Source organism: Bradyrhizobium sp. USDA 4510 (genome assembly GCF_054059095.1).
Genome location: NZ_JBSSBT010000001.1, coordinates 6,532,995 through 6,549,271, shown reverse-complemented (window position 1 = coordinate 6,549,271; position 16,277 = coordinate 6,532,995). Strand labels below are relative to the sequence as shown.

The following is a 16,277-nucleotide window of genomic DNA, read 5'->3' as shown; positions in this document are numbered from 1 at the left end:
CTTTGCCGTATCAGACGCAACAAGGGTGTTCCTTCATGGTTCCTTCGTTAACGCGCCCCGGGCGACTCGACCGGGTGCCCTCGGGAACCACGAGATGCAGCCGGGCTTTTACCTCTCGATGTTCGAGAAAGCCGATAGAAGTGAAGAACTGACTTCCGCGATTGCCGACGGTTTCGTCCGCGTCCGCGGAGCGCGGGAGCATAACCTCCGGAACGTTTCGCTGGACATCCCGCGCAATGAGCTCGTGGTCTTCACAGGCGTGTCCGGATCCGGCAAGTCCTCCTTAGCGTTTGGGACGTTATACGCGGAGGCTCAACGTCGTTATCTCGAATCCGTATCACCTTACGCACGTCGGCTATTCCATCAGATGCAGGTGCCCGACGTCGACGCAGTCGAAGGATTGCCGCCAGCCGTCGCTCTTCAGCAGCAGCGCGGATCGCCGACAACCAGGTCGTCGGTGGGAAGCGTCACGACGCTCTCCAACCTCTTGCGCATACTGTATTCGCGGGCGGGCACATATCTACGCGGGCAGGCCTTGCTTTACGCGGAGTCCTTCTCGCCCAACACGCCGGAAGGCGCCTGTCCGAACTGTCACGGCATCGGGCGAATTCATCAGGTCGTCGAACGAAGTCTGGTACCCGACGACACTTTGACGATCCGTGAGCGCGCCATTGCGGCCTGGCCTTCGGCTTGGCAGGGCCAGAATCTCCGGGACATTCTCGTCACCTTGGGGTATGACGTCGATAGGCCGTGGCGCGAGCTTTCGAAGAAAGATCGTGACTGGATTCTCTTCACGGACGAGCAGCCAACCGTACCGGTGTATGCGGGATACACGCCAGCCGAGACGCGAAAAGCCCTGAAGCGCAAGGAGGAGCCCAGCTATATGGGCACCTTCACCGGCGCCCGCCGGTACGTGCTTCAGACATATGCCACCACGCAGAGCGTCATGATGAAGCGGCGTGTAGCGCAGTTTCTGTCGAGCGATGATTGCCCGGTCTGCGGTGGGAAGCGGCTAAAAGCAGAAGCACTTTCGGTCAAATTCGCAGGAATGGACATTGCCGAGATGTCTCGCCTGCCGTTGGCCAAGCTCGACGAGCTTATCAAACCGTATATTGATGGAAGCAAGAAAGACGGTACCGACGATCATCCCGAAAAGGCGCTTGTTGTTCAGAGAATCGTCGAGGATCTCGTCGGGCGTCTCGAAGTTCTGCTTGAGCTAGGCCTCGGTTATCTCACCTTAGAGCGCAGCACGCCGACGTTATCGCCGGGCGAACTGCAGCGTCTGCGTCTCGCGACGCAGGTCCGATCGAACCTGTTCGGGGTCGTCTACGTACTGGACGAGCCCTCCGCTGGCCTGCACCCGGCAGACACTCAGGCGCTCTTGCGGGCACTCGGGCGCCTGAAGGCATCGGGAAATTCGCTCTTTGTCGTTGAACACGAGCTCGATGTGGTGCGCGAGGCCGACTGGATCGTCGACGTTGGGCCCGCTGCCGGGGACCAGGGCGGTCGGATACTCTACAGCGGGCGCCTTGCCGGTTTGGCCAAAGTCGAGGCGTCCCAAACACGAAGGTATCTGTTCGAAGATGCCGCGAGGGCACCACGCAAGATCCGTCGGCCGAGCAGCTGGCTGAAGCTGCGGAACGTGACGCGGAATAACCTGAGCCGTCTCGATGCCGACCTCCCTCTCGGCGTCCTTACATGTGTGACCGGCGTGTCCGGCTCGGGCAAATCCACTCTCATCAGCCAGTTTCTCGTCGAGGCGATCGCGGAGAACCTAGGTCAGCAACGCAAATCCGATCTGGACGAAGCTGAGCTGCAGGAGACCGTGCGTACGCTGAGTGGGGAAATTACGGAAGGGTTGGATCGCGTTAAACGTCTCGTTGTGGTCGATCAGAAGCCGATCGGCCGGACCCCGCGGTCCAATTTGGCGACTTACACCGGCTTGCTCGATCACGTGCGTAAACTGTTCGCCGGGACGAAGCAGGCGCGTGCCAGGCGCTACGACGCGGGCAGATTTTCGTTCAATGTGGCCAGGGGCCGTTGCGAAACCTGCGAGGGCGAAGGGTATGTATGCGTAGAGCTGCTGTTCCTTCCGAGCGTCTATACTCCGTGTCCGACGTGCCGGGGCGCTCGCTATAACGCGAGAACGCTCGAGATCAAGATACGGGACAAGTCGATCGCCGATGTGCTGGCGATGACCGTCGACGCGGCTTTCGAGTTCTTTAAAGACGATGACGTTCTTTCGCGCTCTTTGGGCGTTCTGCGTGAGGTCGGGCTCGGTTACATTAGACTTGGCCAGTCGGCCACCGAACTTTCAGGAGGAGAGGCGCAACGCGTCAAACTCGCCACCGAGCTCCAGCGCGCCCATCGTGGCGGCACATTATATGTGCTCGACGAGCCGACGACGGGACTGCATCCGTCCGATGTCACAAAGCTCGGCAATCAACTGCAAGGGCTCGTCGAGGCTGGCAACACCGTCGTTCTGGTCGAGCATGATATGTCTGTTGCAGCGGAGAGCGACTGGATCGTAGAAGTCGGCCCTGGCGCTGGAAACGAAGGAGGCCGCATCGTGGCGTCCGGACGACCGGATCAAGTTGCTGCCTCCGGGAGCCGGACAGCAGAATATTTGAAGCGAGCGCTCTAACTAGTTCATCGAAGGCCGCCAGCCCCCATAGGAACACCGGGGGACGCAGTTGGTTGTTTGCCATCGCCTGCCCGAAAGAGACACGCATGGAAGGCATCCTCGTCGCCGAATTCGATACTCGCCGCGCGGCAGAACTCGCGGTCGAGCACGTTGTGCAGGAGTGCGGAGTCCAGAGAACCGACGTGGTGCAGCCGATGGGCGCCGACAATACATCCGGCGATCGACCCGCGCTCGCCGACGTGAAGGTAAAGCCGAAGCCGGGCGAGAAGCTTGAGGGCCCGATCGAAGTATCCGTCGACTTCCATGGCGACGATCCGAAGCGCGTCGCGGACGCGCTGAAATCCGTTGGTGCTAAGGCCGTCCGGACGAAGTAAAGGACAGAATCATGCCCGAATATCCCAAACCGCCGTTTCCCAGCCAGCGACAACCCATGCCAGGCTCGACGGGGAAGATGGACCCGCGCCCGGATCATGGCGAGACAAGCTATAAGGGCTCGGGACGGCTTCAAGGCAAGTGCGCCATTATTACTGGCGGCGACAGCGGCATCGGGCGCGCGGTCGCCATAGCCTTCGCCCGCGAGGGCGCCGACGTCCTGATCGCCTACCTTGACGAAAGCGACGATGCGAAAGAAGTCGCGGCGATCATTGAGAAGGAAGGGCGCAGGGCTGTCCTCGTCGAGGGCGACCTTCGCTCGGCCGACCATTGCCGCACCGTTGTCGACCGCGCCGTGCAGGAACTTGGCGGCGTCGACATTCTCGTCAATAATGCCGCGCATCAGGCGACCTTCGCCGACATCGGCGACATTAGCGACGAAGAATGGCGCATGACCTTCGAGGTGAACATCCATGCGATGTTTTACCTCGCCAAGGCCGCGGTCCCGCATATGAAGCCTGGAGGCGCCATCATTAACACGGCATCGGTAAATTCCGACATGCCGAACCCGATCCTGCTCGCCTACGCGACGACGAAGGGAGCGATCCAGAACTTTACGGGCGGCCTGGCCCAGATGCTGGCGGAGAATGGCATCCGGGTGAATGCCGTTGCGCCGGGTCCAATTTGGACCCCGCTCATTCCCTCGACGATGCCAGAGGAAGCCGTAAAGAACTTTGGCAAGCAAGTGCCGCTGAAGAGGGCTGGCCAGCCGGCTGAACTCGCCACAGCCTACGTGATGCTCGCCGACCCGCTATCCAGCTACACTTCGGGCACGACCGTCGCGGTGACCGGGGGCAAACCCTTCATCTGAGAAGTGGCTGGCATAAAGCATCCCGTGACGCCCGATGGCCGCTACTTCGTCGTGAAAGGGAAGCTTTGGCGTCTCAGCAATCCGGACGTTGAGCCGGGCGCCTCCATAGAGCTTACGCTTTAAGCGAGGGGGCAAGTTGGGCGATGCGCATCGATGGTCCTTCAGATAGGAAGCACCGCTCGGAGCAGTAAGATGATTGCAGCCGAACCGAGTTCGGCAATGCTCCGGCCTTGCGGTGCCGATCACCGCGCGCGTGCCCTCTATAGTGATGCGCTCGAGGAACTCTTGCCCACGCGTCAATGTTCGTCTTCGGAAAGCTGACTCAGATAGGCCAATCCGAAACTTGCGAGGTCTTCCGCATCGCCTTCGCGGCGATCCCAGCTCCCATAGAGGTGACGCTCAAGCAGGCAACGACGCCTATCTGATGTATCAATCCCGGAGTGAGTGGCGCAGAAAACGCTCCAAGCGATATCGATCGCAGTCCGCAATGTGATTGCATTTGCCATTTCAAGCTCCGCGACGAAGGCATCATTGGCGTGCAATCCCTTTCCACGGCGAAGGTTGCATCTTTTTCCCAACCTTAAAGCTGGCACCGGGCGTATCGTAGGAACCTTGCTCTCCCGAAGACATTTGCCGTTAAGATCTTAAACGGAGGATGTTATGGCACTCGAAGCGAAGGAATCCGGCAACTTGATCGGCAGCGACAAGGTTGAAGGCACGACAGTTTACGGTGCAGACAGTCAGAAGATCGGCAGTATCGAGCGGGTGATGATCGACAAAAAGAGCGGAAAGGTCTCCTACGCGGTCCTGAGCTTCGGCGGCCTTCTTGGCATCGGCGATGACCATTATCCACTGCCTTGGCAATCGTTGAAGTACGACACCAATCTTGGCGGGTACGTCACAGGCGTGACAGAAAGCCAACTGCAGGGCGCGCCCAAATATCGTGATGAGACGGCATGGAATTGGAATGATCCGGCGGCCGGTCGATCGGTAAATGACTATTACCGAGTACCAATCTGATTGCCCTCGAAATGCGGTGTGCTCGTCATCAAAGTGCGCTGCATTCGCGAAAAGCGTGTGGGAGCATCGTCGAATAACCGGTCGGCCGCAAATCGGGTCTTGAAAGCGAGTTCTAGGAAGCGCTCGCGCGAGCAAGCCTAGCGCAGGTACTCGCCCGCGCCGCGGGAACCTTATCTCCTCAGGCGAAGCGATATAGCGCGCCTCTACTTCCCGCACCACGAGGCCCTGAGAAAAATGTGGAGACCCGGCACGCGCGCGGCTGAACGCTTAGTGCGCTCGGCCCAGTCAGGGCCGCTGGTCACGCGTTAGTTGGACTGCGATATGTCAGACTGTCAGACATCTGAGTCCGTGTATCTCAAGCGCTCGGGTTCACGGCCAAGGCCGGGATTAGGAACGCGGTACGGGTCCGCGATCCGGGCCCGGGGAAGCTGATCTAATTGCTGTCCAGGAACTGTCGCATTAGCGGCAAGCACGCCGCACGGCCTTGCAAGTCAAGAAAGGTAGGTGCGCGCGAACTGGAATATGAGAGCGGATAGGCTATCCGAGACTGAGGGCGTAGAAATACATCGCCGCGATTATCGCGACGCTTAGTAGCGTGATGCCGAAACTTTCCCATCCCGAACCGATTTGACGAATCGCTCAAACGTTCCGGCGCTGCGACATCCTGTCAAAGCGCTTGATGAGCAATGCGCCTCACTCCTTGTCGCCCGATTAACTTGGTGGACGCCCGCGACGGGGCAGCTTCGGGCCAGTGATCCGGTCTGCCGCGACGCGAAGGGCGCCGGCATGTTTCATCGCTTCAACGCGAGCCGGCCCAGGCGGCAAAGCGCGCGCATGATCCAGCGCCAGTATCGCTTCCGCATAGCGAGACGCCAAGCATTCGACGAGCGAACCGGTATGGACCGCCAAGGGCAAGATTTCGCCGGCTCTGTGGGATGCTTATTCGATGGCGATGGCGCGATATCTTCCGGCATCGCTCGAGGTCGCCGTTGCCTTTTACGCGGCCGAACACGAGGGACGGAACTGGCGGCACCTGTGTTCTCAGCTCGAGGTCGTCCAAGTGCCTTGGGGGCATGATGGCTGCATGACTGTCGGTGCGGAGCGGCTGGTTGATCATCTGCGGCAAAGAATCAACGCTCTAGCCTCGCGTGCGCCTCCTTACGGCCGAGCAGATGGAGCGCGCGTCTGAAAACGCGACAAAGCGGGATAAAATGTACGCACACGACGAGGGCCGCCCGATTGACGCATGCGCGCGGGTCTCGAGAGCGCTATGATGGCGTTGGGTGAAGATCAGGCGGCCCGCTGATCGGAGGGCTCTGCAGCCTGGCGCAGAAGCTTCCATTCCCAGGGCAGCAGTTCGTGCAGACGCGAAGTGGGAAGATCGGCGATACGGGTGAGGACGTCGGCAAGCCAGGCCTTTGGATCGACGTCATTGAGACGACACGTCGTGATCATCGTCAGCATGATGGCGGCACGGTTGGCCCCACGCTGGCTGCCGGCGAAGGTCCAGTTGCGCCGTCCCAAGGCGATGCCTCTCAATGCGCGTTCAGCGCAATTGTTGGTCAAGCAGATCCTGCCGTCGTCGAGGAAGCGGGCGAAGCCCTCCCAGCGCCTGAGCATGTAGTTGATCGGCTTCAGGACCTCGGACGAGCGCGAGAGGGTTTCGCGCTCGCGCAGCAGCCAGGCGTGCATGTCGTCGAGAAGCGGCTTGCTCTGTTCCTGGCGGACGGCGCGCCGGTCGTCAGCGTCACAGCCGTTGATGGCGCGCTCGATCTCGAACAACGCGTCCAGCCGCTTGACCGCCTCCAGTGCGATCGGGGAGACCGGTTTACCCTTCTTGCCCTCCCGAGCATTTTTCTCGATGTCAGCCAGCTCGAAGAAGCCTCGCCGGGCATGGGCAAAGCAATACGCCGGCGTAATTGGTAGTGTCTTCTTCTGCGGATCGAACAGCGGCTCGAAGCCGTTGTAGCAATCGGCTTGCAGGATGCCGGCGAAGGCGGCCAGATGCTTCTGGGGATGCTCGCCTCGTCGGTCACCCGAGGCGTAATAGACCGCCGCAGGCGGCGCAGGCCCGGCAAAGGGCCGATCATCCCGTACATACGTCCAGATCCGTCCGGTCGTGCACTTGCCCTTCGCCAGGATCCGGATGGTAGTGTCATCGCCATGAAGGCGCTCGGCAGCGAGCACATGGCGTTCGATCAGGTGGAAGAGCGGCATGACCGCGAAGGTCCCGTGGCCGACCTGGTCCGCCAGCGTCGACAACGACAGGTCGATCCTCTCGCTCTTGAAGCGCGCGCTTTGGCGGTTGAGCGGGATATGCATGCCGAACTTGTCGAACAGGATGGTCGCCAGCAATTGTGGACCGATGAAGCCGCGCGGCGTGGCATGGAACGGCGCCGGCGCCTGACTGATCGTCTCGCAATCGCGGCAGGTGAACTTCTCGCGTACCGTCTCTATGACCTTGAAGCGGCGCGGGATCTCCTCCAGCGTCTTGGTCACATCCTCGCCGACCTTCGCCAGCCGTGATCCACCGCAGCAGGCGCAGGTCGTTGGAGCTTCAACGACGACGCGCTCGTGTTCGATATCGTCTGGCCAAGGCTTGCGCACCGGCCGCTTACGCGTGAAGGGACGGACGTTCTGCGTCTTCGCCGCCGCCGCCTGAGCGGCAAGCTCATCCTCGCTCGCCGTGGTTACGAGTTCCTCGAGCTCCAACTCCAACTGCTCGAGCAGCCGTGCCGAGCGCTCGGATCGCTGCCCGTGCAGTTCGCGCTTGAGCTTCTCGATCCGCAGCTCAAGATGTGCGATCAGCGCTTCGTTGTCCGACAGCTCCGCCCGCGCACTGGCGGCATCCGCGACGGCGACATCGCGCTCAGCCTGCAACATCTCTCGCTCGGCCAGCAGCGCAAGGTAGGCGCTCGCGAGGTCAGAAGGAAGATCGTCCGGCTTCGATGTCATGAAGCCATTGAATCAGATCGAGCAGCAGATTCAAATCGTAAAAGCGGCTATCCGACCCGCGTCGGCCGATGGGTTTCTTGAGGGTTACGCCAATCGATTCCGGACAACAGGTAGCTCATCTGAGCCGGCGAGATCGTCACAGCTTCACCCGCAACCGATGGCCAGACGAACTTTCCTCTCTCGAGTCTCTTGGTGAACAGGCATGCTCCCTGGCCATCGTGCCAGATCACCTTCACAAGATCGCTTCGGCGACCGCGGAAGACGAACAGATGACCGCTGAGCGGGTCCTTGCGCAGCACCTCCTGCACCTGGAGTGCCAACGACGGAAAGCCTCGGCGCATGTCCGTGTAGCCTGTCGCGAGCCACACTCGCGCGCCCGTGGGAACTGGGATCATCGGCGGACCAAAGCATCGAGAACACGACGTAGCGCGTCTCCATCAACGTCGCCATCGACCCGGATGCGGTGCCCGGTACCAAGATCAATCTCGATGATGCCGTGGCTCTTGCGTCGACGCGTCGTCGTCGTCAACGGCGCTTCGGCCACCTCCCGCGGTGGCGCGGACGACCCAATCTCGACCGGAACAAACGGCGCTATGCTCGCTTCGCCGTGCCTGCAAAGCTCCTTGCGCCACCTGAACAGCTGGCTCACATGAAGCCCGGCCACGCGAGCCACCTCGGAAACATTGGCGCCGGGCTCCAGCGACGCTGCAACAAGCCGTTCCTTCTCATCTTGCGACCAGCGGCGCCGCCGCTCGACCGACGTGATCACCTCCGCCCTCGAAATCGTCATAGCGCTTCTTCCTAGGATTACCCCTAGGACCTGCAGCGATCGCGTTCGTCAAACAAGGCGGCCCTCAACGGAGGGATACGATAAAATTCAAGGTGAGACATTACCGAACTTAGACACGTGTCAAGTCGAGGTAATCCGGCAGAGCGGTCTAAAATGCTGAGATTTCCCGGTAGACTGACGGTGCGCTCAGCCAGTCGCGCGCTGAGGATGCGGTCCGGGGAGGATCACATCCGGAAAGAAGCCCTGACGCCGCTAGCCCCCGTCGGGGCTTCTTGCTGCTTACGCCGGCTCAGATTGTACGAACGCCGCCCGCTTAAAATGCATGCGGACGGCGTCGGTTCTAGCCCCAGGAAGGATCTGCAAAATCCTGGCTAAGCTAAGTCTGCACAAAGACTTAAAAAGTTTAATACCCCTGAAGGGGTAGCTTGCCGTCAGAACGCGCGGCGCGCCCACGTTGTCGCACGACTGGCGTGCTCTCTGCCGATCAGCCGAACGGGCCTTTGCCAGCCTGCGTCATTCTGACGAAGGTGCCGTTCTCGCGGTACTCAAGCCACTTCATGTTTCCTCGGCATACTTCAGGTCAGCCCAATACTCAGCCGGTGTCGCCTTATCCCGGTAGAGCATTGGATAGTTGATCTTCTCGATCTAGATCCGGCCGCCCTGGATCGGCTCGAATGCGTGAGCGTGCTCCATGATCCTGCGGGCGGCTTTCTCGGGACTGGCGTAAAGGACGATCTGCGGTCAGTTTCATCGGCGGTTTGGAGATTAGCTACTTTTCTGCGGGGCGCCGTTCCGTGTGCATTCATTGGAAAATATGGCGCTCTCACGGCAATCGAAGCGAAAGACTTGAGATCGACGAAGCTACAGTATTGGTTCGATCGATCGATGCATGGCCGACGTCGACTATACCAGTCACCGAGTCCTACAGCCTCAGCGATGAAGAGAAAGTCAGCCTCTCTTAATTTGAAGGTCAAAGCCCTACCGCTGTTCAACCCTGGTGCGCCACAGGGCATCGAAGGTATTCTGGCGAGATGGCGTCCATTCTTCTGAACCGATCGGATCGCTGGGCTTCTCTATGAGTGCACTTGCAAGCTCCTCGGTGGGACGTGCCTGCGTCGAAATCCGCACGGGCCACTCCAATAATGATTTTGAAAGCATGGGCTTGCCTTCGTACCAGCATTTTCGTCCGTCGATGAGGCGCCAAGACCAATACTCGCGCGGATTTGGGGGCATCACCGCACTGCATTGCTGTTTTGCCTGCGCGGTCGGCATTCCAATCAATAGAAAAGTAGCGATGCGAGCGGCCAAAGGAATAAATGAAAATTGCCTCTTCATCGGAACACTTAGAGACTACTTCGTTGCCGCAGTCGACTTACAGCAACGACCAAGTCGGGCCGCTCAAGAACCTCAACTAACTTGTCGAGTATGCGTTCACTGTCGTGGGGGCGGGGCAGAAGATACTCGTCCAATATGCACAGGGCTTCGCTGACGGCATGAAGAGCCAGCTGTTGATCGGTCATCGCTTCTTACCCATTCGAATTGGCGGAGCGTTGCGATTTCAAGGAAGCTTAAAGATCAAGTCAGCTTTTGGACTTATCCCATCAAATTTTATTTCAATCGAGGGTGAATTTAGGTCAGCGCTTCTGTCTCAGGATTGCGATTTGGCTATCGCCTCACCGCCGCTCCGCGCCACGCCACGTGCACTTCGATTGGCGTATCGCTACACAAACGAAGAGTCCGACGAGGCGCTGCGCCTCCACGCCCGGATCAGCGCGACGGATCACGCGATGGGAGCGCGAGGATCTGCTCGACGCTTTGCAGCAGCGGCTCGATGCGAACCCGCTTGCTATGCGCCTTCGTCGCGAGACGGTCGAGCATCCGTTCAGCGTCACCTCATCAAGCCGTGCGAAATGAGCCTTCAAATTTTTCAAGTCAGTGAATTTCTTGCATAGCGCCAGCAACTACCACCGTTGCCCGATCTTCTTGACTCCCGATCTAGGAAGAACGGCGCGAGCGCGGGAGTTAAGGTTCAATAGATTGGGGCCAAAAAAGCGAAGTGTGGCAGGATCACTGGCTTGTAGCAGCCACCAGTCGGCGCATAGTCAAGCAATGATCGAGCAGCGCCCAGCCTTCATGGCTTGCAAAAACCCCGGCACCGGCTGGAGAATCGATATTCTGTGGGCCGATGGCGAAACCGAAGTCATCAAAGGTTTTGTTACGGAGCACGACGCAACCAAGTGGATTTCCGAGCATTCGGTGGCGTGCCAAGAAAGCGCTAGCCCACCGCGCTAGCGTGGCTTCTAGTTCGGAGGAGCGGCGACGATGGATCGCGAGACGGAGGAACTGGCAAGTAAAATCGCAGAATGCGCGAGACAGGCGCGCCATCAAGCCGCGCTTCTGCCGGAAGGTCCAGTCCGCGACGCACTGATAGAAAAAGCCAAGCATTACGAAGCACAAATCCCCGCCGACTCTACGTATACGACTGTTACCCAGCGCTAATGGGCAGGTGACTGCATTGCTTCGGCGCTCCGATTCATCCGGCAGGCTTCCACCCGAGGTTTGCCTTTGAGTTAAGTGTTCTTTCTTCATCTTCATCGTCGAATTGCGTCGTTTTTAGATGTGCCCGCGGTGTGTGCAGCTCTCGGCCGGTGCTGGCTATCGACGTTGCGCCGCAGGGACAGCGCATCAGCGACACGGCCTCCCTGAGGGCAGCTTCTCGCCGCATGCCCCATGGCGCTGCTTCGACCGCGCTCGGAAACTCTGCCAAGAACCCGTCTCCGGTGTTCTTCACGATACGGCCGCCGTGACTGGCAATAGCAGGCTCACTTCTCTTGCGAGAAGTTCGCTCAGCTTGGCGTGCGTGGCCTCTTCGTCATCGTGCATGAGCCGTGAATAGCCGGCGACATCGGCCGCCATTATGGCCGACAGCCTGCGCTCTATCCGAACTGGCCGCTCTTGCACTATGGACCCGCGATCCAAGCGATGCCCGATTGTACGACGGACAAGCCGCGCCCCCAACGGCCTTGACGAAGATGCCCGAGAGGCCGCCGATCAGCTATCGGCCCGAACGGCACAACCTAGGAACAGTCGATATTCGCCGGACGTTAGCGCTCATGCAACAAGTCCGTTTGGTAGGCGACCGGCGCGAGGAGACTTACATGGCTGACGAAAGCTCAGTTGCACCTACTGCCACGCCCGAGCAGCGAATAGACCGAGCTTCAGAAGCGATCCGGCGGATGGCTGAAGACGACGCGTTGCAACATTTGCCACAACATGATCGGTGGCTGCATCATTTGAGTGAAGCGACCCGGGCAGCTCCATTTCAGTCCCTTGCCGTTGCATTCTTGCTAGGCGCCTTCCTAGCTCGTCGGTAGCGTCCATGCAGCGCAGCCCTACGAATTGCCAGACGGCAATATCTTATTCGGATTGCTCAATGACCTTGCTCGCATCAGGCTCATCAATCCCATCCGCCCGATTGCACTCGCAAGGCATGCCGGCGCCGCACTGACAGCCATGTGCCTCCGCCGTCCAAGGCAAGTGCGGATGGTTCTCGCAGACCCAGCCCAACCCCAAGCAAATCGGACAGGTCGGTTTGGTCATTCTTGAGCTTTGTCGGGCAGACCCAATTCCTTGCGGACCGCAGCAGCGGAGTTGCCGACCTTTTCGACGACCTTCTGAAGGTCATTCTTCGACACACCAAGTGCATGGGTCCAATACTTCACCTCGTATGGCTCGTGCATGTTGATCTTCGAGCGATCTGGCTGGACGCGGTTGGTTAAATTGTCCGGCATTGCTTCTATCCCAAAATAAAAGGTCGCGGCCGTTGGCTGGTCCGAAGAAGATCAGGCTATTGTCGGGGCGGTTTGCAAAATTGACCGTCGCGGCAGTAACGTCGGCCACCCAAAGCTAGTTCCTGCCAACGCTTCCTTGCCCCCGAAGATCCGGGGTACATTCTCAATCAGTTTAAACCGGTGGCCCCGGCTGCACCTCGCTAGGGCCGTCGACTCGGCCTCAGCGTCTCGCCGGGGCCGTTCTGTTCAGGGAACGAGCAGCAGTCCACGACGTCAAATCTAAACGATGGACTGGGACTATTACCGCGGCCTTAGCGCTCTCCGCGGGCGTTGAGGCCATTCTAACGTCAGGGGCCGCTTTTCGCGACTCGTGAATAGCTTCGCTAAAATCTCAGCCTGGTCTTTTGTCAGCTTCTCGGCGAACGCGCCGTCCTTTTCTATCTGGGCCGGTCCTTTGCATTCGCTATCGTAGACCATCCAGCCGTTGCCGCCTTGCCGAACGAGGAATCGGCCTCTCATCGGGCGTCCAATAAATTCCATTGCAACACCACCTGTGAAATTGAAGGGTTTCATGCGTCCAGCGAATTGAAACGGCCCCAACCCGAGGGCCGCCAACCCGAACAATGCGGGTTTTCCTCCAGCAGCCGGGGGGGGGCTGGATCGGCTGGGGGACCTGAGCCGACTCGTTGCCAAGCCGATCGTTCCTATTATCGATCGTTAGGATAAACGGCCCAGTGATGCTGGTTTTGGCGTGCAGGTGATCGTGGCAACTCGGCCCTCCGCGCCGCGCCTCACCGCGTTGGGGCCGTTTTTGCAAAGACTACGCGAAAAGGTCTTTGCTGACCTGGGTGATCCGCGGAGTGCCAGCGTTATCAGCGAACCGAAATAAACATTCAGCTGAAGTCGTGTTTATTCGGTTAGCCGAACAGATGCTCGCCGGCCTGGGGTCATGCGATTGGGTGCCGTCCTAGTTAGGACATTCGCTGCGGGCCTACCTTAGAACGCGACAAAGAAAAAACCCATCAGTAGCAGGGCGAGCAAAACAGACGCCCCGGCCGCTATCTTTCGTCCGGCGCTTGGCTTCGCTGATTGGTTCATATGGGGGGCCAGAACCCGGAAGATTGAAGTCACTCGCTCATATGCGCGCCGGTCTCAGCTTGCCGGGTTCTCTTAAGTAGCTGCTCTTTTTCCATACCTGCGGGGAGTACGCTTGCTTCTTCACGAAGACTCTTGGCCTCTTCGGTAAGGCGTTCCTCCAGAGAGTGCTCTTGCTTGAAGTGCCGACGCTTAATGACCATGCGCTGTCCTTTCCGTGGCGGAAGGCGACGTGCCCCCCGAGCTGGAGCTACTTCGAGATAGCGATGCGGCGTTGAGCGCGTCGCCGAGGCGCGGATGGGCGCGGAGGCGACCATCTGGATTCGAGAATGCCCCCGGCGTAGCTTTCTCAAGCTGAAAAAGCGGGTGCGCGTTTGCGACCGCTTTTTCTTGATGTCGGTTTGAGGGGACCTCTTACTTTGCAGGCTCCATCATTGGTTTACCCTTATCGACGATATGGACCGTCAACATCTTCAGGGTTTTGTCGCCTGCCACCTTGAAACCACCGTGGGGCACGTCGCGAATGTTGATTGTTGCTGCTCCCGTAGGAAATGGCACCTCTTTTCCATCGGGTAGCGCCAACGTTGCGCCCTCTAGAACGTAAACGGCTTCCTCGCCATGATGCGTGTGGCGAATGAGATTATTTCCGGGCTGTACGTCGACGACGCTGACTACAATCTCCATATTCGTGCCGCTTAGGTCGGCGCGTTTCAACTCGGTGCGGTTTGTTTGGGCATTCGCGGACCAGGTAAGGGCGAAGAAAATAAGAGCAGTGATCCGAAGCATACTTTCCTCCTCAAATAGACAATGAAATGTTTTCGCGACACGCCAATGTGACGCCCACTTATCCAACAGCAACCATTACGAGAGTGCAAGGGAAGTGCAGCATAATCCATCCTGAAGCAGATTGTGGCGATTGAGGCGACGACTACACCACCCCGCCGATCGTGGTATCGACCCGTGATGGCCGCATCGTCAGAGATTGCGAAGCAAAGGGGCGTGAAGAACGCAATGCCCGTCGATCGAGCAGCGTTTGAGTTCTATATTGAGACCCTTAACCGGTTGGCGCCTGATGCGACCTGGACCGGCGCCGGCATTGGAAAGGACCAGATCACGCTCAATGCGTGGTCTCTTGAACTCGGTGGACACTGCCGCACAGGACTTGAGGACAATGTGCGACTGGATCGTGAGAAGCTTGCACCGTCGAACGCTGCGCTTGTCAAGCGTGTGGTCGAACTCTGCGGTCGATACGGGCGGCGTCCAGCGACCGTGCCGGAGGCGCGCGCGCTATTGAAGCTCGCTCCATGAGTTGGGCGTCGAAAATGCCTTTTAGTTGTCGTGCGAGGACGGCTAGGAATTGGTGCTGCTCGCCGGGATTATCGTCATGAGGGTCGGCCTAGCCATGCATACGTTGCGGTTGTGTAGGTCGCAGACCGTCTTTATGCGTAACCCTGATTACCCCTCACTATCCGACGCGCCTCGCACTCCTCGGCGCCACGCTCCCGGACTGACGCCGACCATTGCTGAAAATACCCTCGTAAAGTGGCTCTGATTGGCAAACCCAGCCGATTTCGCAACCTCGGACAGCGGCAGATCGCGGATGGTCATCAACTGCTCGGCCGTCTTCACCCGCCGGCGAAGTAGCCATCGATGCGGCGGCAGACCAGTGGAGATTCGGAACGCCCGCGAGAAATGATCGACCGAAAGATCAAACTCGGCTGCGATCTGCCGTAAAGGAGTCTTTCCGGCGAGATCGGCATTGAGCATATCGCAAGCGCGGTCTAACTGCCACGGAGCGAGGCCGCCGCGTATCGTCTTGGCGCTACGCCGAAGGCCACCGTAGGTTTGAGCGACGTGCGCAGTAAGTGCGTGCAACATGTGGTCGACGAAAAGCTGGTTGGTCTCGTCCGCTCGACGCAAAGCTTCCACGAGCGACGCACCGAGGTTACGGACGACTGCGTCGTCGTGGCCTATACCCGGCTCATAGGCAAGCTCGCCAATGCGCGGTGCGCCGGCCTGCCTCGCAATGTCGTCAAGGGCCGAGCGCGGAAGATAGAAAAAGAGGGAGTGAAACGGCTTGTCGATGACGTAGCGCGGATCGCGCTTCAGATCGTAGAGATAGGTCGCGCCGCCGTGGACATTCGTCTTGATGACGCATCGGCCCCGCTCCCAGCACTCGCAGTCCGGATAATCACGAAATTTGAGGCTGACGAGGTAGGCGTCCTCGGAGGGCAGCGAACCGGAAAGGCTCGGCACCGGGTCGTCGTTTCGGGTTTCGGTCACCGCCAGCTCGGAACTGCGCAGCGTACGTGCAATCAGCGAAGGTGCGTTCTTCGCCTGCAGGGGTCGTCCGAGCCTCGATCCGTAGACGCCGGCCTGTGCCATTTGAGTTGATCCGGAAGGTTAGACCGCAGGCGCTGATCGCCCTGCGAATTTTGCGGTGCATTATCGGAAATAGGCAAGCGGCTGTCCACGGCCACCCGGCGACGCGCAACTTTTCGTGAGGGCAAATCGTCGCGAAAGTCGCAACGAATTCGGAAGCAATTTCAATGCGGTCGACCCAATCAACTGCCGCCAGGAACTGGGGTGAAATCCGGAGCGCAGGTCGCAACGATTCGCAAGCACACGTGATTCCGCGACTCGCAGTCGCATGGTCCTCGTTTGGCACGGAATGAGGCAAGACATGACGGCTTTGGGAAAGACGCGGGGGCCCTGCGAGCCCTAGAAACACGCCGTAGA

At 59.3% G+C, this 16,277-nt stretch carries 16 protein-coding genes and 1 pseudogene; 7 read left to right on the top strand and 10 right to left on the bottom strand.

The genetic code is table 11. The features are described 5' to 3' along the window. The first annotated feature begins 118 nt into the window (after positions 1 to 118). From ACVMDN_RS30440 to ACVMDN_RS30430, 3 genes are all read left to right on the top strand, one after another. Positions 119 to 2,644 (top strand): excinuclease ABC subunit UvrA, encoded by a 2,526-nt coding sequence (locus tag ACVMDN_RS30440; RefSeq protein WP_141342595.1) that lies wholly within the window; start codon positions 119 to 121, stop codon positions 2,642 to 2,644. Positions 2,645 to 2,730: 86 nt separating this feature from the next. Next, positions 2,731 to 3,018, top strand: a complete 288-nt coding sequence (locus tag ACVMDN_RS30435) for a hypothetical protein (protein WP_076829424.1) — start codon at positions 2,731 to 2,733, stop codon at positions 3,016 to 3,018. Positions 3,019 to 3,029: 11 nt separating this feature from the next. Continuing rightward, positions 3,030 to 3,887, top strand: a complete 858-nt coding sequence (locus ACVMDN_RS30430; RefSeq protein ID WP_141342592.1) for a glucose 1-dehydrogenase — start codon at positions 3,030 to 3,032, stop codon at positions 3,885 to 3,887. 296 nt (positions 3,888 to 4,183) lie between these two features. Here the strand turns inward: ACVMDN_RS30430 and ACVMDN_RS30425 are convergent, their stop codons facing one another. Further along, positions 4,184 to 4,429: a hypothetical protein gene (locus ACVMDN_RS30425; protein WP_158074207.1), complete on the bottom strand. Its 246-nt coding sequence runs from the start codon at positions 4,427 to 4,429 to the stop codon at positions 4,184 to 4,186. Between the two features lie 118 nt (positions 4,430 to 4,547). Between ACVMDN_RS30425 and ACVMDN_RS30420 the strand changes: the two genes are divergently transcribed. After that, positions 4,548 to 4,907, top strand: a complete 360-nt coding sequence (locus tag ACVMDN_RS30420; RefSeq protein ID WP_018273495.1) for a PRC-barrel domain-containing protein — start codon at positions 4,548 to 4,550, stop codon at positions 4,905 to 4,907. A 1,290-nt stretch (positions 4,908 to 6,197) separates the two neighbouring features. Here ACVMDN_RS30420 and tnpC read toward each other — a convergent pair. From tnpC to ACVMDN_RS30400, 4 genes are all read right to left on the bottom strand, one after another. Continuing rightward, entirely contained in the window at positions 6,198 to 7,862 is a 1,665-nt protein-coding gene (tnpC, locus tag ACVMDN_RS30415) for an IS66 family transposase (RefSeq protein ID WP_057016788.1), read from the bottom strand. A 47-nt stretch (positions 7,863 to 7,909) separates the two neighbouring features. Beyond that, entirely contained in the window at positions 7,910 to 8,257 is a 348-nt protein-coding gene (gene tnpB / locus ACVMDN_RS30410; protein ID WP_057016787.1) for an IS66 family insertion sequence element accessory protein TnpB, read from the bottom strand. Then, positions 8,254 to 8,631 (bottom strand): IS66-like element accessory protein TnpA, encoded by a 378-nt coding sequence (gene tnpA, locus ACVMDN_RS30405; protein WP_176937120.1) that lies wholly within the window; start codon positions 8,629 to 8,631, stop codon positions 8,254 to 8,256. Before tnpA ends, tnpB begins: the two co-directional genes overlap by 4 nt. A 999-nt stretch (positions 8,632 to 9,630) precedes the next feature. Next, positions 9,631 to 9,987: a hypothetical protein gene (locus tag ACVMDN_RS30400; RefSeq protein WP_125459264.1), complete on the bottom strand. Its 357-nt coding sequence runs from the start codon at positions 9,985 to 9,987 to the stop codon at positions 9,631 to 9,633. A gap of 774 nt (positions 9,988 to 10,761) precedes the next feature. Between ACVMDN_RS30400 and ACVMDN_RS30395 the strand changes: the two genes are divergently transcribed. Both ACVMDN_RS30395 and ACVMDN_RS30390 read left to right on the top strand, forming a co-directional pair. Beyond that, positions 10,762 to 10,944, top strand: coding sequence for a hypothetical protein (locus tag ACVMDN_RS30395; protein WP_253625471.1), 183 nt, complete (start codon positions 10,762 to 10,764; stop codon positions 10,942 to 10,944). 30 nt (positions 10,945 to 10,974) lie between these two features. Continuing rightward, a complete protein-coding gene (locus ACVMDN_RS30390) occupies positions 10,975 to 11,151 on the top strand; it encodes a hypothetical protein (protein WP_168855287.1) in 177 nt (58 codons plus the stop codon). A gap of 199 nt (positions 11,152 to 11,350) precedes the next feature. On the opposite strand, the pseudogene ACVMDN_RS30385 reads toward ACVMDN_RS30390, so the two are convergent. From ACVMDN_RS30385 to ACVMDN_RS30370, 4 genes and pseudogenes are all read right to left on the bottom strand, one after another. Next, positions 11,351 to 11,616 (bottom strand): annotated as a pseudogene (locus ACVMDN_RS30385) (adenylate/guanylate cyclase domain-containing protein); the annotation flags it as partial. A gap of 632 nt (positions 11,617 to 12,248) precedes the next feature. After that, positions 12,249 to 12,443: a DUF3606 domain-containing protein gene (locus ACVMDN_RS30380; RefSeq protein WP_016844186.1), complete on the bottom strand. Its 195-nt coding sequence runs from the start codon at positions 12,441 to 12,443 to the stop codon at positions 12,249 to 12,251. 1,127 nt (positions 12,444 to 13,570) lie between these two features. Next, positions 13,571 to 13,741, bottom strand: a complete 171-nt coding sequence (locus tag ACVMDN_RS30375) for a hypothetical protein (RefSeq protein ID WP_168855288.1) — start codon at positions 13,739 to 13,741, stop codon at positions 13,571 to 13,573. A 211-nt stretch (positions 13,742 to 13,952) separates the two neighbouring features. After that, the gene (locus ACVMDN_RS30370) at positions 13,953 to 14,324 is read right to left on the bottom strand and encodes a cupin domain-containing protein (protein ID WP_016844188.1); all 372 of its coding nucleotides are present in this window, start codon (positions 14,322 to 14,324) and stop codon (positions 13,953 to 13,955) included. Positions 14,325 to 14,501: 177 nt separating this feature from the next. Here ACVMDN_RS30370 and ACVMDN_RS30365 point away from each other — a divergent pair, with 177 nt between their 5' ends. Then, the gene (locus tag ACVMDN_RS30365) at positions 14,502 to 14,846 is read left to right on the top strand and encodes a 3-keto-5-aminohexanoate cleavage protein (RefSeq protein WP_456834785.1); all 345 of its coding nucleotides are present in this window, start codon (positions 14,502 to 14,504) and stop codon (positions 14,844 to 14,846) included. Between the two features lie 147 nt (positions 14,847 to 14,993). On the opposite strand, the gene ACVMDN_RS30360 is transcribed toward ACVMDN_RS30365, so the two are convergent. Beyond that, a complete protein-coding gene (locus tag ACVMDN_RS30360; protein ID WP_141340809.1) occupies positions 14,994 to 15,923 on the bottom strand; it encodes a helix-turn-helix domain-containing protein in 930 nt (309 codons plus the stop codon). Positions 15,924 to 16,277 lie beyond the last annotated feature (354 nt).